The sequence below is a fragment of the Dyella flava genome, from assembly GCF_016904955.1.
GTDB lineage: Bacteria > Pseudomonadota > Gammaproteobacteria > Xanthomonadales > Rhodanobacteraceae > Dyella_B > Dyella_B flava.
The window spans coordinates 211,210-235,847 of sequence record NZ_JADIKE010000036.1; the positions used below are offsets into that span (position 1 = coordinate 211,210).

At 59.7% G+C, this 24,638-nt stretch carries 15 protein-coding genes; 11 read left to right on the forward strand and 4 right to left on the reverse strand.

Going from position 1 to position 24,638, the window contains the following annotated elements:
- The first annotated feature begins 4 nt into the window (after positions 1-4).
- From ISP19_RS12405 to ISP19_RS12445, 9 genes are all read left to right on the forward strand, one after another.
- The gene (locus ISP19_RS12405; RefSeq protein WP_204682572.1) at positions 5-805 is read left to right on the forward strand and encodes an ATP-binding cassette domain-containing protein; all 801 of its coding nucleotides are present in this window, start codon (positions 5-7) and stop codon (positions 803-805) included.
- Positions 806-833: 28 nt separating this feature from the next.
- Complete coding sequence (locus ISP19_RS12410; RefSeq protein WP_204682574.1) at positions 834-2,786, forward strand: bifunctional 5-dehydro-2-deoxygluconokinase/5-dehydro-2-deoxyphosphogluconate aldolase; 1,953 nt, start codon at positions 834-836, stop codon at positions 2,784-2,786.
- Complete coding sequence (gene iolD, locus ISP19_RS12415; RefSeq protein ID WP_204682576.1) at positions 2,783-4,651, forward strand: 3D-(3,5/4)-trihydroxycyclohexane-1,2-dione acylhydrolase (decyclizing); 1,869 nt, start codon at positions 2,783-2,785, stop codon at positions 4,649-4,651. Before ISP19_RS12410 ends, iolD begins: the two co-directional genes overlap by 4 nt.
- Positions 4,652-4,656: 5 nt before the next feature.
- Positions 4,657-5,574 (forward strand): myo-inosose-2 dehydratase, encoded by a 918-nt coding sequence (iolE, locus tag ISP19_RS12420; RefSeq protein ID WP_204682584.1) that lies wholly within the window; start codon positions 4,657-4,659, stop codon positions 5,572-5,574.
- Positions 5,571-6,365 carry a 5-deoxy-glucuronate isomerase gene (gene iolB, locus ISP19_RS12425; protein WP_204682592.1) on the forward strand — a complete coding sequence of 265 codons (795 nt, stop codon included), beginning with the start codon at positions 5,571-5,573 and terminating at the stop codon, positions 6,363-6,365. The genes iolE and iolB overlap by 4 nt, the downstream gene beginning before the upstream one ends.
- Positions 6,366-6,490: 125 nt before the next feature.
- Positions 6,491-8,014, forward strand: a complete 1,524-nt coding sequence (locus ISP19_RS12430) for a CoA-acylating methylmalonate-semialdehyde dehydrogenase (protein ID WP_204682594.1) — start codon at positions 6,491-6,493, stop codon at positions 8,012-8,014.
- 569 nt (positions 8,015-8,583) lie between these two features.
- Positions 8,584-13,023 (forward strand): RHS repeat-associated core domain-containing protein, encoded by a 4,440-nt coding sequence (locus ISP19_RS12435; protein WP_204682596.1) that lies wholly within the window; start codon positions 8,584-8,586, stop codon positions 13,021-13,023.
- Positions 13,011-13,667 (forward strand): hypothetical protein, encoded by a 657-nt coding sequence (locus tag ISP19_RS12440; protein WP_204682598.1) that lies wholly within the window; start codon positions 13,011-13,013, stop codon positions 13,665-13,667. The genes ISP19_RS12435 and ISP19_RS12440 overlap by 13 nt, the downstream gene beginning before the upstream one ends.
- Positions 13,668-13,789: 122 nt before the next feature.
- On the forward strand, positions 13,790-14,518 hold the full coding sequence (locus ISP19_RS12445) for an RHS repeat-associated core domain-containing protein (protein ID WP_239556766.1): 729 nt from the start codon (positions 13,790-13,792) through the stop codon (positions 14,516-14,518).
- A gap of 324 nt (positions 14,519-14,842) precedes the next feature.
- On the opposite strand, the gene ISP19_RS21415 is transcribed toward ISP19_RS12445, so the two are convergent.
- A complete protein-coding gene (locus ISP19_RS21415) occupies positions 14,843-17,359 on the reverse strand; it encodes a PKD domain-containing protein (RefSeq protein WP_204682610.1) in 2,517 nt (838 codons plus the stop codon).
- Positions 17,360-18,126: 767 nt separating this feature from the next.
- Positions 18,127-18,825, reverse strand: a complete 699-nt coding sequence (locus tag ISP19_RS12455) for an ArsR/SmtB family transcription factor (RefSeq protein ID WP_204682612.1) — start codon at positions 18,823-18,825, stop codon at positions 18,127-18,129.
- Between the two features lie 443 nt (positions 18,826-19,268).
- Here ISP19_RS12455 and ISP19_RS12460 point away from each other — a divergent pair, with 443 nt between their 5' ends.
- Positions 19,269-19,601 (forward strand): hypothetical protein, encoded by a 333-nt coding sequence (locus ISP19_RS12460; protein WP_204682614.1) that lies wholly within the window; start codon positions 19,269-19,271, stop codon positions 19,599-19,601.
- A 73-nt stretch (positions 19,602-19,674) separates the two neighbouring features.
- On the opposite strand, the gene ISP19_RS12465 is transcribed toward ISP19_RS12460, so the two are convergent.
- On the reverse strand, positions 19,675-20,598 hold the full coding sequence (locus ISP19_RS12465) for a LysR family transcriptional regulator (protein ID WP_204682617.1): 924 nt from the start codon (positions 20,596-20,598) through the stop codon (positions 19,675-19,677).
- A 91-nt stretch (positions 20,599-20,689) separates the two neighbouring features.
- Here ISP19_RS12465 and ISP19_RS12470 point away from each other — a divergent pair, with 91 nt between their 5' ends.
- Positions 20,690-21,748, forward strand: a complete 1,059-nt coding sequence (locus ISP19_RS12470; RefSeq protein WP_204682619.1) for an NAD-dependent epimerase/dehydratase family protein — start codon at positions 20,690-20,692, stop codon at positions 21,746-21,748.
- A gap of 356 nt (positions 21,749-22,104) precedes the next feature.
- On the opposite strand, the gene hrpB is transcribed toward ISP19_RS12470, so the two are convergent.
- Complete coding sequence (gene hrpB / locus ISP19_RS12475) at positions 22,105-24,597, reverse strand: ATP-dependent helicase HrpB (protein ID WP_379945503.1); 2,493 nt, start codon at positions 24,595-24,597, stop codon at positions 22,105-22,107.
- Positions 24,598-24,638: the final 41 nt, after the last annotated feature.

Genomic DNA, 24,638 nt, shown 5'->3' on the forward strand with positions numbered 1-24,638 from the left:
CGCCATGAACACCCAAAGCGACGACTACATTCTGCAGCTCGAAGGCGTCAGCAAATTCTTCGGCACGGTGATTTCGCTGCAGGATGTGACGCTGCGCCTGCGCCGCGGCGAAGTGCACTGCCTGCTGGGCGACAACGGCGCCGGCAAATCCACCTTGATCAAGACCCTGGCCGGCGTGCATCGACCCAATCGCGGCCGCTATCTGGTCGAAGGCAAGGAAGTGCATTTCCAATCGCCGCGCGAAGCGCTCGACCACGGCATCGCCACCGTCTACCAGGACCTTGCGTTGGTGCCGCTGATGAGCGTGGCGCGCAACTTCTTCGCCGGCCGCGAGCCGATGCGCAAGCTGTTCGGCCTGATTCCGGTGATGGACATGCAGCAGGCGGCGACGGTGGCGGAGCAGAAGCTGGCGGAGATGGGCATCTTCGTGCGCTCGCCGCATCAGCCGGTCGGCACCATGTCCGGTGGCGAACGCCAATGCCTGGCGATTGCCCGGGCGATTCATTTCGGCGCCAAGGTGCTGATCCTGGATGAGCCGACGGCGGCGCTCGGCGTCAAGCAAAGCTGCAATGTGCTCAAGCTGATCCACACCGCGCGCGCGCGTGGCATCTCGGTGATCTTCATCACCCACAACGCGCAGCACGCCTACCCGGTCGGCGACAGCTTCACCTTGCTCAATCGCGGCCAGTCGATGGGCACGTTTGCCAAGCACGAGATCAGCAAGGAACAACTGCTCGACATGATGGCCGGCGGCACCGAGATCCAGAGCCTGGTCGCGGAACTCGAAGGTGACGTCGCCGCCTGAGTCCTTCTCTATCCGGAACGATCCCGTGATGAACGAACGCACCTACGATCTGATCTGTCTCGGCCGCCTCGCCGTCGATCTGTATGCGCAACAACCCGGCGCACGGCTGGAAGACGCCGCCAGCTTCGCCAAATATCTCGGCGGCTCCTCCGCCAACGCGGCGTTCGGCGCAACGCGGCTCGGCCTGCGCACCGCCATGCTGAGTCGCGTCGGCGACGACCATATGGGCCGATTCCTGCTCGAAACCCTGCGGCGCGAAGGCTGCGACGTCAGCCAGGTGCGTGTCGACCGCGCACGGCTGACCGCCCTGGTGCTGCTCGGCATCAAGGACCGCGACACCTTCCCGCTGATCTTCTACCGCGAAAACTGCGCCGACATGGCGATCGGCGCGGACGATATCGACGAAGCCTTCATCGCGTCCAGCCGCGCGCTGGCCATCACCGGCACGCATTTCTCCACGCCCGGCGTGCACGCAGCCAGCAGCAAGGCGCTGGCATGTGCGCGCCAGCACGGCGTGCGCACCGTGCTGGATATCGATTACCGTCCCGTGCTGTGGGGACTCACCGGACGCGGCGACGGCGAAACCCGCTTTATCGCCAACGACGGCGTAACGGCGCATCTGCAGGCGATCCTGTCGCAGTTCGACCTGATCGTCGGCACCGAAGAAGAATTCCAGATCGCCGGTGGCAGCAAACATCTGCTCGACGCCCTGCACGCCGTCCGCGCGGTGACGCCGGCAACGTTGGTGATCAAGCGCGGCGCCTTGGGTTGCAGTGTGATCGAAGGCGCCATTCCCGCGGATCTCGAGCAGGCCCCCACCTATCACGGCACCCGGGTGGAAGTGCTCAACGTGCTTGGTGCGGGCGACGCGTTTATCGCCGGCTTCCTGTATGGCTGGCTGCGCGGCGAAAGCATCGAACGCAGCTGCGCCTACGCCAACGCCTGCGGCGCCATCGTGGTATCACGCCACGGCTGCGCGCCGGCCATGCCGAGCCGTGCGGAGCTGGACTATTTTCTGGCGCATGCCGACCGTCTGCAGCGCCCCGATCGCGATGATGAACTCGCGCACCTGCACCGCGTCAGCGTGGCGCGCCCGGTGTGGAACGATCTGCACATCTTCGCCTTCGACCATCGCAGCCAGTTCTATGACCTCGCATGCGCATGCGGCGCCGACGAATCCCAGCTACCCCGGCTCAAGCAATTGCTGGTGGAGGCGGTGGCGAAAACCGAGCACGACCTGGGCCTGCAGCAGCACGTGGGCGTGCTGATCGACCAGCGCTACGGACAGGACGCCTTGAACGCCGCCACCGGGCGCGGCTGGTGGATCGGCCGCCCGATGGAAATGCCGGGCTCGCTTCCGCTGGAATTCGAACACGGGCGCTCGGTTGGCAGCCAGTTGCAACACTGGCCGCTTGAACACACCGTCAAATGCCTGGTGTTCTTCGATCCCGACGACAACGCGGAATCGCGGCTGGAACAGGAAACCCAACTGCTCACGCTATACGGCGCCGTGAAACAGAGCGGCCACGAATTGCTGCTGGAGGTGATCCCGCCCGCCCGTTCCACCACCGGCACGCCTGGCGAGGGCGAGCGCGTGTTGCGTGCGATGAAGCGCATCTACAACCTAGGCATCCGTCCCGAATGGTGGAAGCTGAAACCCTTGCCCGCGCAGGAATGGGCCGCCGTCGATGCACTGATCGCCGAACGCGATCCCTACTGCCGTGGCGTGGTGCTGCTCGGTCTCAACGCGTCGTTCGAAGAACTGGCCGAAGGTTTCGCCGCCGCCGCGCACAGCAGCAGCTGCCGAGGCTTCGCCGTCGGCCGCAGTCTGTTTGTGGAACCGGCCAGCACATGGCTGCGTGGCGAGATCGATGATGCAACCTTAGTCGCGCGTGCCGCACAACAGTTTGCCGAACTCGCCGGACTCTGGCAGCGGGCGCGCAATGGTCAACCGCGCAAGAGCACAGGAGTTGCCGCATGAGTACCACCGTGCGCATGACCATGGCGCAGGCCCTGGTGCGTTACCTCACTGCGCAAAAAGTGCGCGACGAAGCCAGCGGTGAGTTGCTGCCGCTGTTCGGCGGCATGTTTGCCATCTTCGGCCACGGCAATGTCGCGGGCCTCGGCGAAGCGCTGTATACCTATCACGACCAGCTTCCCACCTATCGCGCGCACAACGAGCAGGCGATGGCGAACGCGGCGATCGCCTACGCCAAGGCGCATATGCGGCGGCGCATGATGGCGGTAACCACCTCGATTGGCCCGGGCGCGACCAACCTGCTGACCTCGGCCGCCCTGGCCCACGTCAATCGCCTGCCGGTATTGCTGCTGCCCGGCGATGTCTTCATATCGCGCGCGCCAGACCCGGTGCTGCAACAACTGGAAGATTTCGGCGACGGCACGCTCAGCGTCAATGATTGCTTCCGCCCCGTATCGCGCTATTTCGACCGTATCGTCAAACCCGAACAACTGCTCACCGCACTGCCGCGCGCCATGCACGTGCTCACTGATCCGGCGCAGTGCGGCCCGGTGACCCTGGCGCTGCCGCAGGATGTGCAGACCGAGGCCTACGATTGGCCGAAGCAGTTCTTCGCCGAACGCGTGCATCACTTCCGCCGCATGCCACCGGCCGTGGAAGACATCGCCGCCGCCGCGCAGGCACTGCGTCATGCCAGGCATCCGGTCATGGTGATCGGCGGTGGCGCGCTCTATGCGCAGGCCAGCGAAGCCGTGCGGCGCTTTGCCGAAGCGCATGGCGTACCGGTCGCTGAAACGCAGGCCGGCAAAGGCACCCTCGCCTGGCATCATCCATTGCAGCTTGGCCCCGCCGGCGTATGCGGCTCCACCGCTGCCAACGAAATGCTGGCCGATGCGGACGTGGTGCTTGCCGTCGGCACGCGCCTGCAGGATTTCACCACCGGCTCCAACGCACTCTACTGCCAGGCGCGCATCGTCACGCTCAACGTCAATGGCTATGACGCGATCAAAGGCGGCAACGTGCAAGTGCTGGCCGATGCCACGCTGGGCCTGGAAGCGTTGTCAGCCGCCCTGGATACGTGGCAAAGCGACCACGCATGGCGCGCGCGCGCGGAGCACGAAGCGAAAGATTGGCGCAGCATCGTCGACGGTATCACCGGCTGCCGAGAACTGCCCGCCCGCACCCTGCCCTACGACGGGGAAATCATCGGCGCCGTGCAGCGCTCGCATGTTGACTCAACGCGCCGCGACATCGTGGTCTGCGCCGCCGGCACCTTGCCCGGCGAACTGGAAAAGCTCTGGCGCACCGAAACGCCCGGCGGATACCACGTGGAATACGGCTATTCCTGTATGGGCTACGAGATCGCCGGCGGCCTTGGCGTGAAGATGGCCAAGCCGGATCGCGAGGTGATCGTGATGCTCGGCGACGGCAGTTACCTGATGCTCAATGCCGAGATCGCCACCTCCGTGATGCTGGGCCACAAGCTGATCGTCATCGTGCTGGACAACCGCGGCTTCGGTTGCATCAACCGCCTGCAACAGGAATGCGGCGGCGTGCCGTTCAACAACATGTTCGAGGACTGCCTGCACGGTCCGGATGGCATCCCGTCGATCGATTTCGCCGCGCATGCACACGCGATGGGCGCACACGCCGAACACGTGCGCAGCATCGCCATGCTTGAGCAGGCGCTGGCACGCGCCCGTGCGTCCACCCGCACCTATGTGATCGCCATCGACACCGATCATCGCCGCACCACCGAACAAGGCGGCTGCTGGTGGGAGGTGGCGGTGCCCGAAGTTTCCGAACACGAAGCCGTGCAGCGGGCACGCCGTGACTACGACATCGCCAAGAAGCAACAGCACAGGTAACAGCCATGGCTGAGCAACATTTCGCGGTAAAGATCGGCATCAACCCGATCAGCTGGAGCAACGATGACCTGCCCTCGCTCGGCGGCGAAACCCCCTTGTCCACCGCGCTGAGCGAGGGACGCGCGATCGGTTACCAAGGTTTCGAACTCGGCAACAAGTTTCCGCGCGAGCCCAAGGCCCTGCGCGAACTGATGGCGGGCTACGGCCTGGACGTCGTCTCCGGCTGGTATTCCGGACAACTCGCCGCGCGCCCGGTCGAGGAAGAAATCGCCGCGGTGGCATCGCATCTGCGATTGCTCGCCGAAAACGGCTGCAAGGTGATGGTGTATGGCGAAGTGGCCGATTCAATCCAGGGAGATCGCACGCAGCCACTGTACAAACGCCCACGCTTCCGCGATGACGACGCGTTCAAGCGCTACGGCGACAAACTGACTGCATTCGGCGCGCACTTGCTCAGGCAAGGCGTGCGCCTGGCCTATCACCATCACATGGGTGCCTACGTGCAGGCGCCCGAGGATATCGATCGCGTGATGGCTAGCACCGGCGACGAAGTCGGCTTGCTGTTCGACAGCGGCCACGCCTATTTCGGCGGCGGCGACCCGCTCGCCGTGCTCAAGGCGCACATCGACCGCGTCTGCCACGTGCACTGCAAGGATGTGCGCGCGGACATGATCCGGCATGCGCGCAATCGCCAGTGGAGTTTTCTCGATGCCGTGTTGAACGGCGTGTTCACTGTACCGGGCGATGGCGCCATCGACTTCGCCGCGATCGTCGATGCGCTGCGCACGCATGCCTATCAAGGCTGGCTGGTGGTCGAAGCGGAACAGGATCCCGCGGTGGCGCCCAGTTACGCCTATGCCGAAAAGGGTTACCGCACGCTGCGTGCGCTGGTCGATGGCACGCCGCTGAAGGAGGTCGCATGAGCCTGTTGGTCAAAGCCAAGCCGCAGGGCCGCGAGATCGTCAAGGTCACGCCCGCCTCGGCCGGCTGGAAACATGTCGGCTTCGAAGGTTTCCGGCTTGCCGCCGGTGAACGCCTGCAGCTCACGCTGCCACACGCGCGCGAAGGCTGCCTGGTCGTGCTCACCGGAACCGTCAGCGTGCAGGCTGGCCACGAACACTTCGAACAGCTCGGCGGCCGCGCCAGCGTGTTCGAGGAACGCTCGCCGGATGCGATCTATGCCCCGCCCGGCACGTCATTCGAGATCACCGCACACGACGCGGCCGAACTCGCCCTGGCCACCGCGCCGGGAACCGGCCGCTATCCGCTGCGCCGGATTCCGGCCGCCGGCATGAAACGCTCCGTGCGCGGCAAGGACACCAATACCCGCTATATCTGCGACATCCTGCCGGAAACCGAACCGGCCGAATCGCTGCTGGTGGTGGAAGTGGTGACACCGGCCGCGCATTCGTCCAGCTATCCGCCGCACAAGCACGACACCGACAACCTGCCGCTGGAAAGCCGGCTGGAAGAAACCTATTACCACCGCATCGATCCGCCGCAAGGCTTCGCCTTCCAGCGCGTGTACACCGACGAACGCGACCTGGACGAATCGATGGCCGTCTACGACCACGACGTGGTGATGGTGCCGCGTGGCTATCACCCGGTGGTGATGCCCCACGGTTACCGCGGCTATTACCTCAACGTCATGGCCGGCCCGCACCGCGAATGGCACTTCAAGAATGACCCTGCGCATGACTGGCTGATGCGCTGAACACCCGCAGTGAGATAAGAGAAGTGAGAGAAGCGCACGCTCGTTCCGATGCAAGTTGGCCGCGACGCGACCGGCTTGCACTCGCGCCTCTTCATTCACTGCTAAAGAAAGAGAGGAATACGCTTATGTCCGCGCAACCATCCGAACGCAACGCACCGCAGCCGATTGGCCATTACATCAACGGCGAATACCGCAACATCAGCAGTGCCAGCGTGCCTTCCTTCAATCCGGCCAGCGGTACGATCACCGGCGCGGTCGCCCTGGCCACCGCGGCTGAGGTGGATCTTGCGGTGCAAGCCGCCCAGGCCGCTTTTCCGGACTGGTCGCAGACACCGCCGCTGAAACGCGCACGCGTGATGTTCCGCTTCAAGGAACTGATCGAGCGTGACCTGGACCAGCTGGCCGCCGTCATCACCCGCGAGCACGGCAAGGTGCTGTCCGATGCCAAGGGTGAACTGGTCCGCGGCCTGGAAGTGGTCGAATATGCCTGCGGCATTCCCGAACTGCTGAAAGGCGATTACACCGAACAGATCGCCAACGGCCTCGACGCCTGGACCATGCGCCAGCCGCTGGGCGTATGCGCCGGCATCACACCGTTCAATTTCCCGGCGATGGTGCCGATGTGGATGTTCCCGATGGCGATCGCCTGCGGCAACACTTTCGTGCTCAAGCCGTCCGAGCGCGATCCTTCGGTCTCGCTCATGTTGGCCGGCTTGCTTAAGGAAGCCGGCTTGCCGGATGGCGTCTTCAATGTCGTGCAAGGCGACAAAGTCGCCGTGGATGCCTTGCTCGATCACCCGGAGGTACGCGCGATCAGCTTCGTCGGCTCCACCCCGATCGCCCAATACATCTACGCACGCGGCACCGTCAGCGGCAAGCGCGTGCAGGCGCTGGGCGGCGCCAAGAATCACATGATCGTGATGCCCGATGCCAATATCGAAAAAGCCGCCGATGCGTTGATCGGCGCGGGCTATGGCGCGGCCGGCGAGCGTTGCATGGCGATCTCGGTAGCCGTTGCCGTCGGTGATGCCACCGCCGATGCCCTGGTAGAAAAACTCGCCCCGATGGTGCGCGCCCTGCGCATCGGCGATGGCATGGGTGACAAGGTCGAGATGGGCCCGGTGATCACCGCCCAGCATCGCGACAAGATCACCGGCTACATCGATGACGGTGTCGCGGCCGGCGCCAGCCTGGTGGTGGATGGTCGCGGCCATCGCGTGGCCGGCTGCGAACAGGGTTTCTTCCTCGGCGGCAGCCTGTTCGATCGCGTAACGCCGGCGATGCGCATCTACCAGGAGGAAATCTTCGGACCGGTGCTGTGCGTCGTGCGCGCACCGGATTTCGCCACCGCACTGAAGCTGACCGACGAACACCCCTACGGCAACGGCACCGCCATTTTCACACGCGACGGCCACGTCGCCCGCGAGTTCGCCCATCGCGTGCAAGTCGGCATGATCGGCATCAACGTGCCGATTCCGGTACCGATGGCGTTCCACAGCTTTGGCGGCTGGAAGAAAAGCCTGATGGGCGACCATCACGCACACGGTCCCGAAGCGGTGCGCTTCTACACCCGGCAGAAAGCGGTCACGCAGCGCTGGTTGAGCAGCGAGGGCAGCCAGGGTGCCGAGTTCGCCATGCCTACGCATTGAACCTAAAAAGAGGCCCGGCCAGAGCGGAACGGCATAAACAACCCCTGTTGTTTAATGATATTTCGCTCATCGTAAAGGAATGCAGTTCCATATAAACCAACCGACGGCCACTTATCCCATCCATCCAAATCTTGCTCGGCGACGTCAGGTTCCGAAGGCGTTCAATTTAGGCATTCTGGTTGCCCATTTGCAACGCAAGCCCTGCCAGCGAAGCGGCCATCAAAAGCCTTTCACAGGATAATGATGGGGCAGCAAATAGGCGTCACGAAGCCCGATGTAACCGGGGATTGACACGGTTCAAATTCCAGGAGCATAGTGAAAAAAGGGATTGACCAGAAGTGATGTTATCTGCATCACTGCCGCTGCAAACGATGACACAGGGGATCGTATGCTGACGCTTAGTATGGATATATCGTCGCGGTATTTCGTCTTTTCCAGTCTTCGGAAAGACCTCGTTCGTATTCGGCCGCATTTCGCCGACTAACGCTCATCAAAAGTCCGATGCGTGCTTGGGCAATTGCGCCCAAATGGCGCGTTCCTTTGCTCTGTCTTTCATTCGAGAAATGGGTATGACGAAGGCATTGAATTGCTTAAATCCGGTTCGTCTGTTCAAGCTTGATGGGCGAACAGTTCCTCAGATCGCCGCTAGCGCGAAAAGAAGGGCCAGTGCTGGGAAATTTTTTAACGTAAAGCTGATGACCGCACTTGCCTTGCTGGTCGCCGTCACGGGCGTAAGTAACTTAATGATTCCCATAGCACATGCGGATGATGATGTAATCGGTTCGGACGGCGGTGGTGTTAGTGGTGGTGACGCTGGCGGTGGCGGTGGTTTTATAGGTGTCGTCAACCTTCCCCCAGTTAATGTGACCGCTACTACTGAAGATACTGTTTACCCGGATCTCGGCTCGGTCACCGGATCGCCTTTCGTGACGACCATTCCTGATGTGGTGGAGATAGGTCCAGGTGGTGGCGGTTCGGTGCACACGCCAGCGAGTAAAGCCACAACCGATAAAAAGACTCAAAACCCCAATCCTTGCCCGGATAACCAGGGCGATCCGATCATGATGAGCACGGGCAACAAAGCAGTGACCGTGACAGAATTTACGCTTCCGGGCGAAATGGGGCTTCAGTTTGAGAGGTTCTATAACTCGAAGTTTCTGGGGTCCACTGAAAATGCCGGGATGTGGACGGATAGCATCGACTTCGAATTGTCCGGAACGAACTGCAGTTGGACTGGGCAATCGGGCGTTCCCGCTCACTGCAGCTCCATCACTTTCATTCGTCCGGATGGATCGCAACTTGTCTTTCCAACCACGAATCCCACACCCTATTCCAATGGCCTGGATACGGTCAGCTCCTTTCCCAATGCTGGTCCATTTACGGGAGTTGGCACCGCACTTCTGACCTATAACGGCAACGGGTATACCGTCCAGGATGAAGATTCCCACATCCTTACCTTCAATGCCTCAGGACAGCTCCTTTCGATTAAGGATCTTGCCGGAGTGGGCTGGACGATCACCCATCCCAGTCAAACCACCACACTCGTTACGCATACATCAGGACAGTCCTACAGCATTGTGCAGACTCCGCAAAGCGGCAGTGCCATGGAAGTCCAGGTTACTGACCCCTCGGGGAACGTCTATACGTATCAGAGCAGCAATGCGCAATCTTCACTTAGCAGCATCGGGTTGATCAGCTCGGTCACTTATCCAGGATCGCCGACCACCACCGTCACCTACACCTATCAGGAGGCACCTGGCAACTCTTCGGCGAACGAGCTGACCGAGGTGGCTTACAACGGTGTTGCCCACGACATCACCACTTACGACAGCAACGGCAACGCAAATTCGTCGAGCATGGCGGATGGAACTCAAAATACGTCCATTGTGTATAGCTCCAATAGCACAGGACGGGTTGCTACGGCCACCAATGCGCTCGGCCACGTGACTGTCTACCAGTATAACGCGAGCGGACTCTTGGTATCGATTACGGGTAATGCATCTGCAAACTGTGCTGCTACATATGCAACCAATAGTTACGATGAAAACGGAAACATGAGCTCATCGACAGATAACATGGGCCGTGTGATCAATTACACGTACGCCAGCAACGGCTTACTTCAGCAAACGATACAAGCGCCTGGTGAATTCCAACGATCAATCACGTACAACTGGGATGCTACGCCTGGCACGGATCGACTTTTGTCGATGACCATCGCTGGATATTCAGCCACTTCTTATACTTATAACGCACAGGGCCGCTTAGCTTCCGTTACAACGGAAAATTTGACAAGTAACGGAGTGGCTAATCAAACAAGAACTACCACGTATAGCTACTCGCTTTATAGCGACGGGATGGTGGCAAGTAAGACAGTGACATATCCATCATCGGGCAATGCCAACACCGTCACGTACTCTTACAACACAGACGGATTTCTCACGTCGGTTACAAACGCCTTAGGGCAGAGCGTGGCCTACGGAAATATAGATGCCATCGGCGAGCCGGGCACAACCACATCTATCAACGGTGATGTAACTAATTATGCGTACACTGCAGGAAGATTGACGACGCAATCGCACGCACATAATGGAACAACATACACCAAATATTTCTACTACGACGCCAATTCGCGCAACGTATCAAAAGTCATTCAGTATGACGGCGAAACGGTCGTTAACAACTATGACGCCGACTTCAAGGTTACATCTTCCGTTTGGACTGGTCCGTCGGGGGCGTCTATCACGAAATCCCTTGCATACGACGCCAATGGTGATGTAACCGGTGAGAGCCTGACGCGCGCAGGCGCCTCGAGTCCCGACTATTCAGTCAGCACGGCATATGATCAGCTGGGAAGAGTCATTTCCATTATTGGAAACAACGGCCAAAAAGAATCCATCACTTACAACGGCAATGGTCAAGTTGCCAGCAAAAGTAACGCTCTAGGCGAGACAACTCAGTACACCTACGATAGCTATGGAAGGCTTCAGTATGTCTATGATCCGACCAATAAATCAGAGGTGTACTACTACGATTTCGGTGACGACCCTATCGAGATCATAGATCCTCGAGGCTTAGCCACCACGTACACCTATGATGGATTTGGCCAAAAATGGTCGATGAATAGTCCGGATACCGGGACGACAAGCTATAGCTACGACGCTTTTGGGCGTTTGTCTTCCAAGACCATGGCCAATGGATCTTCCATAAGCTACAGCTATGACACCCTCAATCGTGTCACTGAAAAGAATGGTGGCTCGCAGGTGTATAACTACACCTACGATTCCTGCACTTACGGGGCCGGGCGGTTGTGTAGCTACAACGGCACTACAGGGGGTGGCGGTGCATCGACATTGACCTATACGATCGAGGGTCTGGTGAACACTCGGTCAGACACCACATTCCTTGGCACGGCAACGACAACCTATTCGTATGACGAGATGAATCGTCTTACTCAAATAGTAGCCGGAAGCACCTACACGGCTAACTATAATTACACCGATGACCAGGTTTCGAGCGTTGGAGTGATTTTTGGAAGTCAGAACGTCACGGCCGTCAGTAATATTGTGTATGACGCAATGCGCCATCCGATCAGCTGGAGTTTTGGTAACGGTGAAGTTCGGACACGAACCTATGATGCGGACGGTCGCCTTACGTCAATTGAGGCAACCTTGGGTGGATCGACTATACAAAGCCTCACGTATAGTTATGACACGGCTAACCGAGTGACAGCCATCACGAACGGAGTCTATTCAGCGGCATCGCAAAGTTTCGGATATGACACCCTGGATCGGCTCACGAGCGAGGCCGGCGGCGCACCGATGTCCATCGCTTACGATGCAAACGGCAATCGAACACAACAAAACTGGATGACCTCAGATACGGTAGATGTATCGGGATCGAACAATCAGATTACTTCCCGCGGCGCCACGTCCTTTGGTTATGACGCTTCCGGAAATCGTACGAGTGATGTGGCTAGTGGCGTTACCACTACCTACTCCTATGATGCCTTTAACCAGCTAAAAACCCTGACCCGAAGTGGCTCGGTATCGATTTGTCAGGCGAACTACACCTGTCCGACATTCGCATCCGGTTCAACCTCTTATCAAGCTGACGCACTTGGCCGCCGTGATTTTGCCTATGGCCCGGCTGGCCTATGGCTACTTTCGTATGGCCTTGGGAATGAACTTACGGGAGAAATCACGTCACCTGCGTCAGGCAGTGTGAACGTGAACTCATACGTGTGGCTTAATGGTGAGCCTGTAGTGCTTTTGAACGAGATAGCCGGTACGGACTACCCCATGTACTACATGCATGATGATGCACTGGGTAGGCCAGAAATCATTACCAATGGTTCAGGCTCCACGGTTTGGCGCGCTCAAAATTATGCCTTTGACAGGGCTATCGTCACGGCCGGCATAGACGACGTAGATATGGGATTGCCTGGACAGATATACGATGCAAATAGCGGGTTTTGGAGCAATGGATTTCGCGACTACGCTTCAACGGATGGCCGTTATCTACAGTCCGACCCCATAGGCCTTAGGGGAGGAGTAAATACTTATGCCTATGTGGAAGGAAATCCGCCTAATAATATCGATCCACTGGGATTGGATGGATTTGGCGATATGCAGGGCGCATTTTGCCCGGGAGGCTTGTGTACGCTTCCCCCAGATATGATCCAAAACTCATATGGCACTCCCAACATGGGACCTGTGTATGTTCTGGGCGCTCCGTCTATAGCTGTGTCTGCCGCCGTTCTCCTCCCAGAAATATCGCTTTCGGGAATTGCACAGACTGCGTTGCTCGCGAATGCACTGAATGGAGCTATCGAGGTACCAACAGTTATAGCTGAAGGCCTACCGCAAACAGGAATATTGGCTGACGCGCTAGAATACATCGGCGAAAGTTTTGAAACGCAGCCGCCGCCACCAACGCTTCCGGTTCCAACCCAACCTGTGGCCGCACCGTTGGCAGTGCCAGCAAGCAATCAGACTACATGCCCACGATGAAATCTGACGAAAGTATCACCGCCTTACTTTTGAATAAGGTCGCTTCCGCGCGAGCGGGCGACCCTAAAGAAGCCATCGCCGCAGCTATGCTGATCCATAAATTTCCATTGATAGCGCGGCGCACGGGATTGACTTCAGAGTACGAATTCTTTCTGAATTTTGGTATGCGATCGAAGGATCCTGAAGTCCTTGTTACTGCAGGCGAAGCCCTGATTCAAGGAAAGAGATTGGCCCGCAACCCAAGAATGGGTTCGCGCTATTTTTTAAAGACAAAAAATTTGTCTCCATTTATGGGGGCATTTATGTTTGCACGGTTAGATGTTCTTCAAAATCGTCCCATAGTCAGAAGAATGTTGCAGAAGGGAGCGGAGGCGGGACACATTCCTTCTGTCCTTCTATTGGAAAGGCTTCGGCACCGTAATGTCAAAAAATATTTCTTTATTTTCACATTGCCAAGTTATTTAATTTTCGCAATAAAATGTAAGCGGATCACGGATGCCGGATTAAAGGACAAGGAAAATTTATATATGCGATTTTGGCGCTACAAGGACGTGGGCATGGAAGTATATGAGAAGTTGACCAAGGCCGTACCTATAGACAGGGCGTCTCCTTTCGAAGATATAGAGGAAGCCTTGTCGGATTGAATAAGTTCGATCTACTGGCCGCACTTCGCATATATATGCCTATGTGGAGATAGCCCGATTGGCGCAATTGATCCTTTAGGCCTTAAATGCACAACAGCACAAACTGCAATGCAGTGTACTACATGCATGATGATGCACTGGGTAGGCCAGAAATCATTACCAATGGTTCAGGCTCCACGGTTTGGCGCGCTCAAAATTATGCCTTTGACAGGGCTATCGTCACGGCCGGCATAGACGACGTAGATATGGGATTGCCTGGACAGATATACGATGCAAATAGCGGGTTTTGGAGCAATGGATTTCGCGACTACGCTTCAACGGATGGCCGTTATCTACAGTCCGACCCCATAGGCCTTAGGGGAGGAGTAAATACTTATGCCTATGTTGGCGGGAATCCGATAAGTGAGATCGATCCGCTCGGTCTATGCGACCAGCAAAAATGTACCGCCGCGCGCGCTCTTTTGGCATCACTTGGTCAGCAACTCTCCTCCACCGGGAGTGCCGTAACATGGACCGGGGTAGGACTGGTCGCCGCATCAGGAGTTGCCGGAATTTTGGCCCCGGAGGGGGCGCCTGCCGAAATAGGAGGGGCAGAGACTGGCGCCGGACTAATCGACGCCGGAGGAGCATTATCAACTATGGGGGAGACACTGACAGGATATGCACAGGGTGGCTATAAGGGTGCCGGGCTATCATTTATTAAAAGTGTGGCAATTGATCATGGTGGAAGTTTTGCTCTGGGACGTCTATTTAATGGAGTGGAAAATTCGACCTTAAGTGCTGCTAACTCCATTCTTGGGCAAGTTCCCGCTGCATTGTCAGCGGAGGGGGCGGCCTGTGCAAACAATTAATTGGCTGCGGCAATCTTGGTGGGTTCTCTTGGCGGCGGGATTTTTTCTATACGAAATCGTTAGTGGGCTGAGGACAGGTAATGCGGCTTTAATCTACGGTCGCGTTAAGAGATCTGTCGATCCGGTGCTCTATTGGGTCGCAATGTTTTTGATTGGCTCCGCATTTGTTGTAGCCATATTGATTCTTATTTTCTGGCCCAACTAATTTTGGCATCGTATGTATTCGTAAAACTTGCGTATCGAAACTCGCGTCTAGGGAAAAATCGCACGGCCGGGCCCAAGCAAACGATGAGGGTGACGCGCGTCCCTGCGCGTCGCAAGCACTTAGAACGTCAGGCTCCAGTTGTTCAGGGTGCCGTAGTCGCCGTAGTAGTTCGGATCGTTGTCGATCACCTCCAGCGTCCAGGTACCGTTGCTCTTCACGGACGAGGCATTCACCGTCCAGGTCTTGTTGATGTTGCCGTTGTTCTCGTAGTTCGGCTGTTGCAGGATCGCGTAGTCACCGTTCGGCGCGAACAGCACGATCTCCAGATCGCCGGACCAGTTGTGGGTGATGCTGGCATGCACCTTCAGGTTCGACGGCGCATTGCCCGATTCACCCGTCACCGAGATGTTGCTGGTGATGGTGGCGTTGTCGTTGATCACCACCGGCGTGTTGTTGGAGAACACACCCGAACCGCCGCTGCTGCTCACCGTCACCGACTGGCTGCTGCTGTTGCTGGCGCCGGTGTTGTCGGTCACCTTCAGCGAAACGGTGTACGTGCCGGCCGCGGTGTAGGTATGGCTGGGGCTGGCCGAGGTCGAGGTGCTGCCATCACCGAAGTTCCAGGCGTACGCGTTGATGGTGCCGCCGGTATCGGTGGAGGTGTTGGTGAAGGCCACCGTCAGTCCGCTCACGCTATCGGTAAAGCTGGCAACCGGCTTGCCGCTCGCGCTCGAGGACACCGTGACCGTGCCGGTCTTGGTGTTGGTCGCACCGGTGCTATCGGTCACTTCCAGTGACACGGTGTAGGTGCCTGCGGCGGTGTACGTATGGCTCGGGCTGGCCGAGGTCGAGGTGCTGCCGTCACCGAAGTTCCACGCATACGAGGTGATAGTGCCGCCGGTATCGGTGGAGGTATTGGTGAAGTTCACCGTCAGGCCGCTCACCGTATCGGTGAAGTTGGCCACCGGATCGCCGCCCGACGAACTGCCGCCGCCGGCCAGCGTGCTGAACTGGCCGACGATCACGCTGCCCCAGCCGGAGGTGTAGTCCCAACCGGTGCCGGCGGTTTCACCATCGTTGTTGCCCGAGGTGATGTCGTGGAACGCGTTGGCGTAGTTGCTCGACGACGACTGCGCGACCTTGTAGATCACCGGCGCGGCAAAGCCGAGGCTGGTGCCGTTGGCCTGCAGCACATGCGCCCAGAAGCCGACCGCCAGCGGTGCGGCCAGGCTGGTGCCGCCGATCTGCTGGTTCGCTTCGCCATCCACCGTCACCAGCGCGCCACTGTCGGGGCTGGCATCGAAAGCGATGTCAGGCACGCCGCGATAGGTCTGGTTGGTGATGCCGGCCACGCCCTGCTGCCAGCTCGGAATCGGCTCGAAGGTGCTGGGGCTGCCGCCAGTCGCGCCTTCGTTTTCGCTGAGGTTGTTCCACACCGTTTCGCTTTGCCAGGTGGTGTTGGGACTGGTGTAGACCTCGGTTCCGCCCACGGCGGTGACGTATTCCGAGCTGGCCGGCCAGCTCGGCGTGACGCCACCGTTGCCGCATTCATCGGCACCGGAGTCACCGGCTGACACGAAGAACGTCTGGCCCTGCGCCACGGCCTGCTTGAAGGTGGTGTCGTTCGATGCAGCCGAACCGTCGGACTGCGCATCGGTCTCGCACTCGCCCAGCGAGACGTCGATCGCCTTGAGCAGGTTGTCCGACACCACGGACGCGTAGTCGGTCTGCAGAGCCGAATCGTCCAGCGACGCGGCGACGTAGAAGTAATACTGCTTCACACCGGTGAACGCGATGATGTCCTGGCTATCCAGATCCCATTCGCCATCGCCGGTATTGCTGCCACTGCCGCTGCCGACGCTGCTGTCACCCTTCAGCGTGATGGTGACGCCCGAGTCCACCGACTTCAGGTCGCTTTCGACATTGCTCATCGGGCCCGAGGATACCGAACCCACCGCCACCGAAGTCACGTTCGCCATGCCGCTGGCGCCGTAGATCGACGGGAAGTCGGAAGGCTGATGTCCCACCGCCGAACCGGTCGCTTCCGGATGCGTGGCGAGCGCGTGCGCGGCGATCGGATCGTGATAGCGCGCGAACACCGTCGAGCGATGCACGTTCTGCATGCCGAGCACGGCGTGCACGATACCTTGCAGGCTGGCCGGAATCTGCACGGCGCTGCTGTTGGCATAGGCGTCGCGGCCATCATGCGTCTTCACATGCACGAAGTTGGTATTGAACGCCGCCTGCGCGTTATCGGCGTGGCCATCGGCCTCCACCAGGGCATTGTTCGCGGCGATCTGCACGTTGGTGAAGCCGGCCTTGGTCAGGTACTCGGCCACCTGCTGTGCCTGCGCGGCGGTCGGCGCATATTGCGCGTTGAACTGTGCGGAGGTCAGCGGCTTGAAGCCCGGCTTGGCGATGTAGTTGTCCAGCTGCTGCTCGTTGCGCAGCTTCAACGTCACCACGACATGCATCGCCTGCGAAAAGGCCAGCGGCCCAACCACCTTGTCGCCGTTACGCAGGGTAACCGCCGGATGCAGGTTCACCATCGCGGCACTGGCAACCGCGGCAACCGCGCCGCTTGCCACCGGCTGCGCAGCGATACCCATGGAACTGCCCAGTGCAACAAGACCCATTGCTGCAACCAGCGTTTTCATACGGAAATGACTTGGCATTTAGTTTCCCCAGAAAAATTCGGGACGAACGACCCCGATGAGGTCGCGAGTACCCCATAGCAGTTAAGTCGCGCGTGGACGCGACGCCATTGAATCGAAAGGATTACCCAGCGACTCCTCGAGCCTCGGCGAGCTGCAGCTCCCCCTGCGCTCCCACTGCGTGCAGTGCCGACGTAACGCTCGAACGACGCATCTTCCCCAATCTCTGGCGTCGTCGTGGAATCATTCGTCGCGTGCTCCCTACGACGAATGCATTCGAAATTATCTGTCGAACAAACCTGCGTCAAGCTGCAGACATAGAACCAATCCGCAGAAACTCATGACCCATTCGAGCCCATAAAAACAGCCGTTTTATTCACAAAAATTAATGACGAATCGCAGCGCACAAACTTGCACGAGTGTTATCGATAGCAATGTGCATGCACATGCACAGCCATCAACACGATTCGTATGAAACACTGCATTCACCGCTACTTAGCTGTCGGTGCAGCGTGAAAGTGAAAATATTTTTCACGCAACTTTTCCCGAAGGCGTAGCGTCACGAAAGGCCATGCGCTTGCATTGATATCGGTATCCGCAAGGCCCGCGTAAGTCTTCGTTCGGAATGACTGTCATGCAGCAGATGGAACGGCTTCACGTTTGCACGATCCAAAAACGCAGGCATTCACGCGTGCAACACAACGCATCACCCAAAAAAGCATGAATGGATGCTGACGCACACACTGCGTTCAATGCTCCAGACGCACACCAAGCTCGGCCAATCGACGTAAGCCATCCGGTGTCGGCAACAACGCGCGATTGCGTTGTGCATGGCGCAGCCATCCGGCTTCGAGCATCGCACCGGTGATGGCGACGCCCAGCGGACCGCCGATATGCAAACGGCGTTCGGTCCAGTCCAGGCACCCACGTCCGCGCAAATGCAGCAGTTGCTGCGTCGAACCGGTTTGCCAACCAGCGCGCACCAGAGCCTCGGCTGCCGCTGGAAGCAGACTGAGGCCATCGCTGCCGCTATGCAGCCAGCCGCGCTGCAACCATGCCTCACACAGGGCCACGCCCAGTTGCCCGGCGAGATGGCGATAACAGGTGCGCGCTCGGCACAGGGCCGCATCGCGCGTGGTGGTGATCGGCACGTTATGTGCCGCGTGCGGCAAGGCCATCGCTTCCAGCCATGCGGCGACATCGTCGTTGGCCAAACGGAAATATCGGTGGCGTCCCTGTTCATGCAGGCCGAGCAAACCGCCGTCGAGCAGGCGCTTGAGATGGGCGCTGGCGGTGGCGGGGCTGACGCCGGCGATGCGTGCGAGTTCGCCCGCCGGGCGCGTGGTGCCGTCCATCAGAGCGAGCAAGATCGCCGCGCGTGCAGGTTCCGCCAGCAAGGAACCCAGCTCGGCCAGCTGATAGCGATTGAGCGGGCTTGCCTCGGTCATGTGGGCAGTCTATTCGCCGGCGCGGATAAACGCTTCGTTGCCGATCGAAGCATCACCCGCTTTGCTCCCTCTCCCCTTCGGGGAGAGGGCTGGGGTGAGGGGCCAACCTCGCGAAGAGGTTTATACGCAGCGCGAATTCACTTAAAAAAATAACGCCGTAGCCACAACGTTCGAGGCAAGCGCAGCCCCTCACCCCAACCCTCTCCCCGAAGGGGAGAGGGAGCAAAGCTTCGGGAGCAAGGCGGCATCAAGTTAGTAATAGTACGTAACGAAAAAGCGGCGTTCGCCTACATACGAAAGCACCGCAACTCGATAACTTGAGCAGGCCATCGACAAGTCCTTCGAGGCGACATCGAGGCCACGGCAATCGTGCTGTGAGAATCGCGGATCGTGAGAGTCATCACCTCCCACGACCCGCTAACCACAACCAGGAGTAGCTGATTATGGCTAAGCCAAATCATACGGCACCTTCACGCGTGTCGGGAATTTCCGACCACCTACGTACCCATCTGCACGGCGTTGCGCCCGATTCGCTGGACACGGGCGAGCCATCGCCACCAGACATTGACCACCTCATCGCCTGCATCTTCGAGGCAAACACTGTCATCAATTGCCTGCTCGCAGACAGTGATGCCTATTGTGAGGCGATCGACAACGGGTTGAACGTACAGCCGGATCAATGGCCACTTACGCCCGTGACGTGTGCTGGTTTGCTGGTCGCGAGCGAACTGCTCGACCAATTCGCCGAACGGCTCATGCTTGAGCCCATTGGGTAACGCGCCAGGGTCTGTATGATCGTTACCGCGGCACATCACCTGGAGGTCGATGTGCCGCACCTGGCGCGTCGAACTACGCCTTGCGCTTTGCGCGCGGTGTCGTGGACAACTTTGCGTAATCGATCAAGGCCGTGCACAGATGGTCATAGAGCGTACGCACGCGCAGGCTGCGGCGCAGGTCCTCGTGCATCACCACCCACGTTTCCATGTTCAACGTAAAACGTTCCGACAGCAGATGCACCAGGGCGGCATCGTGCCGTGCAATACCCACCTGACATATACCAATGCCATATCCCGCCCGGATCGCCGACAACGCAGCGAGATCGTTATCGGTGCGCAAAGCGAAATGTTCGCGCGTATAAGGCAGCTCAGCCGGACGCAGCTTACGGATATACGCCGTTTCGCGATCAAAGCCGATCAAGGCATGCTCGGCGAGATCGGCGATGCTTTTCGGCTGACCGTTCGCTTTGAGATATCGCCGATGCGCGAACAACCCCAACGGAATCTTGCCGATCTGCCGCGCCACCAGCGCCTGTTGCGTGGGCCGCATCATGCGCACAGCGATGTCCGCATCGCGTCGCAGGATATCTTCCGGCAGGTTCGATAACGACAGCTCGATCACAATGCCAGGATGCTGCTGTCGAAACGCAGCGAGTATCGGCGGCAACACTTCCACACCGATCACCTCACTGGCCGCGATGCGCACCACACCGGCCACCACGTCCTGCCGCACGGTGGCAGCACGCCGCAACGCCGCCGAGGCGGAAGCCATCGCCTGTGCATGTCCCATCAACTCGTGCGCCAGATCAGTGGGAGCTAACCCCTGTTGTGAGCGCGCAAACAACGGTACACCCAGGCTCTCCTCCAGTTCGCGGATATGCCGCCCCAGACTCGGCTGGGTCATGCCCAGGCTGCGCGCCGCGCCGGACAGGCTTCCTTCGCGCATCACCGCGAGGAAAGAGCGATACAACTCCCAATCGGGCTCGGTCTTGGCCATGCATATTTGTATAGCAGATCTGCACGATTTGGCAATTTTCTTTCATCACGGCCGGGACCAGACTTTGTCCATCCCAACCGAGGACAAGCTCATGCATGCGCAGAACACAGCATTGGTTATCGGCGCCCACGGCGGCATCGGCAGCGAAACCTGCCGGGCGCTGCAACGCCACGGCTGGCAGGTTCGCGCACTGGTGCGCCACCTTCCTGAAGATGCCGGCAAGGACGGCATCACCTGGATCAAGGGCGACGCCATGCAGCGGGAGGATGTACTGGCCGCCAGCCAGGGTGTCGAACTGATCGTGCACGCGGTGAATCCACCCGGCTATCGCAACTGGGACCAGCTGGTGCTGCCCATGCTCGACAACACCATCGCCGCCGCCCGCGCGCAACGTGCCCGCATTGTCTTGCCCGGTACGATCTATAACTTCGGTCCCGATGCGTTTCCGCTGCTGCGTGAAGATTCACCGCAGCGTCCGCTGACACGCAAAGGCGAGATACGCGTGGAGATGGAGCGCAAGCTGGCCGCTGCCGCAAGTCACGGTGTGCGTACGTTGATCCTGCGCTGCGGGGATTTCTTCGGTCCGCATGCTGGCAATACCTGGCTCTCGCAAGGTTTGATCAAAGCTGGTTCACCGGTGAAAACGCTGCACTATCCCGGCGACTACCGTATTGGCCACGCGTGGGCTTACTTGCCGGATGTGGCGGAAACCATCGCACGCTTGCTGGATCGCGAGGATGCGCTGGCCGATTTTGAGAGTTTTCATTTCGGCGGTTATTGGCTGGATGGCCACGGCATGCTCGATGCCGTGCGTGCGGCGGCGAACAACCCGCGCATTGCTGCCGGGCACTTTGCCTGGTGGCTCACTGCGGTGCTTGCGCCGTTTGTGAAGACGCTGCGTGAGGTGCGCAAAATGCGCTATTTGTGGAAGTCGCCGATACAGCTGGACGATCGCAAGTTGATTGCGTTTCTGGGTGGCGCGCCTTATACGCCGGTTGAGCAGGCCTTGCGTGCCACTTTGATCGGCATCGGAAGCATGCCTACAGCTCTGCTCCCTCTCCCCTCCGGGGAGAGGGTCGGGGTGAGGGGCCAATCTTGCGAAACAGTCGCATGCGTAGCCTTGAAACATCGAAGCGAAGATGTGTCGTAACGACGGCATCTATGGCAAGCCCAGCCCCTCACCCCAGCCCTCTCCCCGCAGGGGAGAGGGCGCAGGGCTGCGCGAGCGCGACCCTTCGCCGCAAACTGCTTTTCTCCCTCTCCCCTCCGGGGAGAGGGTCGGGGTGAGGGGCCACTCTTGCGAAACAGTCGCATGCGTAGCCTTGAAACATCGAAGCAAGCATTTGTCGTAACGACGGCGTCTATGGCAAGCCCAGCCCCTCACCCCAGCCCTCTCCCCGGAGGGGAGAGGGAGCAGGGCTGCGCGAGCACGACACATCGCCGCAAACTGCTTTTCTCCCTCTCCCCTCCGGGGAGAGGGAGCAGAGCTGCGGCACGAGCGCGCTCTTACGTACCGCGTGGCTTGGCACGATGCGTAGGCATCGCCGTCCACGGATCGTCCGGCCACGGATGCCTGGGATAGCGCCCCTTCAACTCCTTCTTCACCTCCGGATAGGTGCGCTCCCAGAAACCTTTCAGATCCTGCGTCACCTGGATCGGACGCCCCGCCGGCGACAACAGATGCAAAGTCACCGGAACACGCCCACCCGCAACCCGCGGCGTATCCGCCAGACCAAACAACTCCTGCAGCTTCACCGCAAGCACCGGCGCTTCACCGGGAACGTATTCAAGTCGACGCGTCTGGCCACTAGGTACGGTCAAACTATCAGGCGCCTGCGCATCAAGCTGACGACGCTGCTCGTAGTCAAACAACGCCGCCAACGCCTGCGAAAGATCTTCCTCCGCCAAGGCATCGAGCTTGCGCTTGCCTTGCAGATAAGGCGCCAGCCAATCCTGCAGCGTCTCCAGCAAATACCCATCGGAAACATCGGGCAGTTCAAGCTCCGGCATCCATTCGCGCAACGATTGCATGCGCAAACGCAAACGCCGCGCGGCATCACTCCAAGGCAAGGCCGCCAGACCACGCTGGCGAATCGCAGCCAGCAGCGCCGGCACGGCATCTTCCGCCTGCACGGGAACACTACGCCGCTCCAGCACGATCGCACCGAAGCGGCGCTCTTCGAACGCCTCCACCGCCGCACGTTCGTCATTCCAGCGCACATGCCGTCTGCGCTGAAACTGCTCGGGAAAATCCTGCTCAAGCACACGCGGATCAAGCGGTGCAGCGGAAAGTATCAGGCTGTCGCGCGCCTCATGCCGCAAATCAAGCACCACCAGCCAAGGCTCGCCCAGCAGCGCAGTCTGTGCGTGCAAGCGCGCACCACGCCCGTTGGCCAGCGTATAGCGAAGCGGATTGCCTTCATCCTGACGCGCGATGCGATCAGGAAAAGCGTGCAACAGCAGATCGCCGGCGGCGTGACTATGCGGCACACCACTCGCTGCGCTGCGCACATCGAGACGACGGCGCCAGCCTTTGCTGGCCTGTTCGATGGCGGCCAAAGCACCTGCATCAGCGCCACTGTTGTAACCGGTCGCGCTGCGGCGATCGCGCCAGGCATGCAGTGCGTTGAGCCGTACCCGGAAGTCGTCGCTGCGCGCCTGCTCACCCCGTAACGGCGAGCGTGCTTCCATCAAGGCCAGCAGATCGGCGATCAGCGCATGCAGGCCTTCCGGCGCACGCAGTGCTGCGGCACCCAGGCGCGGCGTTGCACCGAGTTCAAGCATGCGGCGTCCCAGCGAGCTGATGAGCTGTTGCGTATCCAGTGCACCAAGCCGTACCAGCAGTTCACGTGCCTGCGCCAGTGCGCCGGATGGCGGCGCGTCCAGCCACGGCAGCTGCGCACTGCCCCAGGCAGCCAGTTCCAACGCCAACCCGGACAATTCCGCCTGCATGATTTCCGCCGTACGCGAAGGATCCAGGCGGCGGCTTTGCGGCCACAAGCGATACGCCGTGCCTTCGGCGACGCGGCCGGCACGGCCCGCACGCTGATCGGCCGAAGCCTGCGAAATGGTCACGGTCTCCAGCCGGGTGAAACCCGAATTGGGATCGAAGCGCGGCTCGCGCGCCAGACCGGTATCGACCACCGCGCGAATGCCCGGCAAGGTCACGCTGGATTCGGCCACGTTGGTAGCGAGCACGACCCGCCGCGTTCCTTGCTCGGCCGGCGCAAGTGCCAGCTGCTGCTCGGCAAGCGACAACTCACTATGCAGCGCCACCACCTCCACATCACCCCGTTGCAGTGTCTGCGCAAGCACGCTTTGCACCCGCGCGATTTCGCGTCGGCCCGGCAGGAAAGCCAGCACGTCGCCGTCATTTTCATCCAGCGCCTGACGCACCACGCGCGCCAGCTGATGCTCCACGCTTTCCTGCGTGCGTGCCGGCGGATAATCAATACGCACCGGAAAACTTCGGCCGGGACTGCTGATCCGCGGCGCATCCAGCCATTGCGCGATGCGTTCGCCGTCGAGCGTGGCGGACATCACCACGATGCGCAGATCAGGCCGCAAGGTGGCTTGGATATCCAACGCCAACGCCGCGCCAAGATCACCCGCCAGATGCCGTTCGTGGAATTCATCGAACAGGATCGCACCGACCTCCGACAGCTCGGGATCGTCCTGAATCAAGCGCGTAAGAATGCCTTCGGTAACCACCTCAATGCGCGTCGCCGCGCTGACCTTCGACTCGAAGCGAATGCGATAGCCAACCGTCTGCCCAAGCGGCTCACCCAACTGCTGCGCCATGAACTGCGCTGCTGCACGCGCGGCGATGCGGCGCGGCTCCAGCATCACGATCTTCTTGCCGTCCAGCCATGGTTGGCCGAGCAGCGCCAACGGTACCTGAGTTGTTTTACCGGCGCCCGGCGGTGCTTCCAGCACCAAACGCGGCTGCGCGGCCAGCGAGGTGCGGATATCGGGTAGTAGCGGAGTGATCGGAAACATCGGCGCATTCATGCAGCGATGATAATGGGCGGAAGCAGACC

What these genes read in the sequence shown, in the direction of transcription:
- ISP19_RS12405 (WP_204682572.1), top strand. Translation starts at nt 5, where the DNA reads ATGAACACCCAAAGCGACGACTACATTCTGCAGCTCGAAGGCGTCAGC.
- ISP19_RS12410 (WP_204682574.1), top strand. Translation starts at nt 834, where the DNA reads ATGAACGAACGCACCTACGATCTGATCTGTCTCGGCCGCCTCGCCGTC.
- iolD (WP_204682576.1), top strand. Translation starts at nt 2,783, where the DNA reads ATGAGTACCACCGTGCGCATGACCATGGCGCAGGCCCTGGTGCGTTAC.
- iolE (WP_204682584.1), top strand. Translation starts at nt 4,657, where the DNA reads ATGGCTGAGCAACATTTCGCGGTAAAGATCGGCATCAACCCGATCAGC.
- iolB (WP_204682592.1), top strand. Translation starts at nt 5,571, where the DNA reads ATGAGCCTGTTGGTCAAAGCCAAGCCGCAGGGCCGCGAGATCGTCAAG.
- ISP19_RS12430 (WP_204682594.1), top strand. Translation starts at nt 6,491, where the DNA reads ATGTCCGCGCAACCATCCGAACGCAACGCACCGCAGCCGATTGGCCAT.
- ISP19_RS12435 (WP_204682596.1), top strand. Translation starts at nt 8,584, where the DNA reads ATGACGAAGGCATTGAATTGCTTAAATCCGGTTCGTCTGTTCAAGCTT.
- ISP19_RS12440 (WP_204682598.1), top strand. Translation starts at nt 13,011, where the DNA reads ATGCCCACGATGAAATCTGACGAAAGTATCACCGCCTTACTTTTGAAT.
- ISP19_RS12445 (WP_239556766.1), top strand. Translation starts at nt 13,790, where the DNA reads ATGCATGATGATGCACTGGGTAGGCCAGAAATCATTACCAATGGTTCA.
- ISP19_RS21415 (WP_204682610.1), bottom strand. Translation starts at nt 17,359, where the DNA reads ATGGGTCTTGTTGCACTGGGCAGTTCCATGGGTATCGCTGCGCAGCCG.
- ISP19_RS12455 (WP_204682612.1), bottom strand. Translation starts at nt 18,825, where the DNA reads ATGACCGAGGCAAGCCCGCTCAATCGCTATCAGCTGGCCGAGCTGGGT.
- ISP19_RS12460 (WP_204682614.1), top strand. Translation starts at nt 19,269, where the DNA reads ATGGCTAAGCCAAATCATACGGCACCTTCACGCGTGTCGGGAATTTCC.
- ISP19_RS12465 (WP_204682617.1), bottom strand. Translation starts at nt 20,598, where the DNA reads ATGGCCAAGACCGAGCCCGATTGGGAGTTGTATCGCTCTTTCCTCGCG.
- ISP19_RS12470 (WP_204682619.1), top strand. Translation starts at nt 20,690, where the DNA reads ATGCATGCGCAGAACACAGCATTGGTTATCGGCGCCCACGGCGGCATC.
- hrpB (WP_379945503.1), bottom strand. Translation starts at nt 24,597, where the DNA reads ATGTTTCCGATCACTCCGCTACTACCCGATATCCGCACCTCGCTGGCC.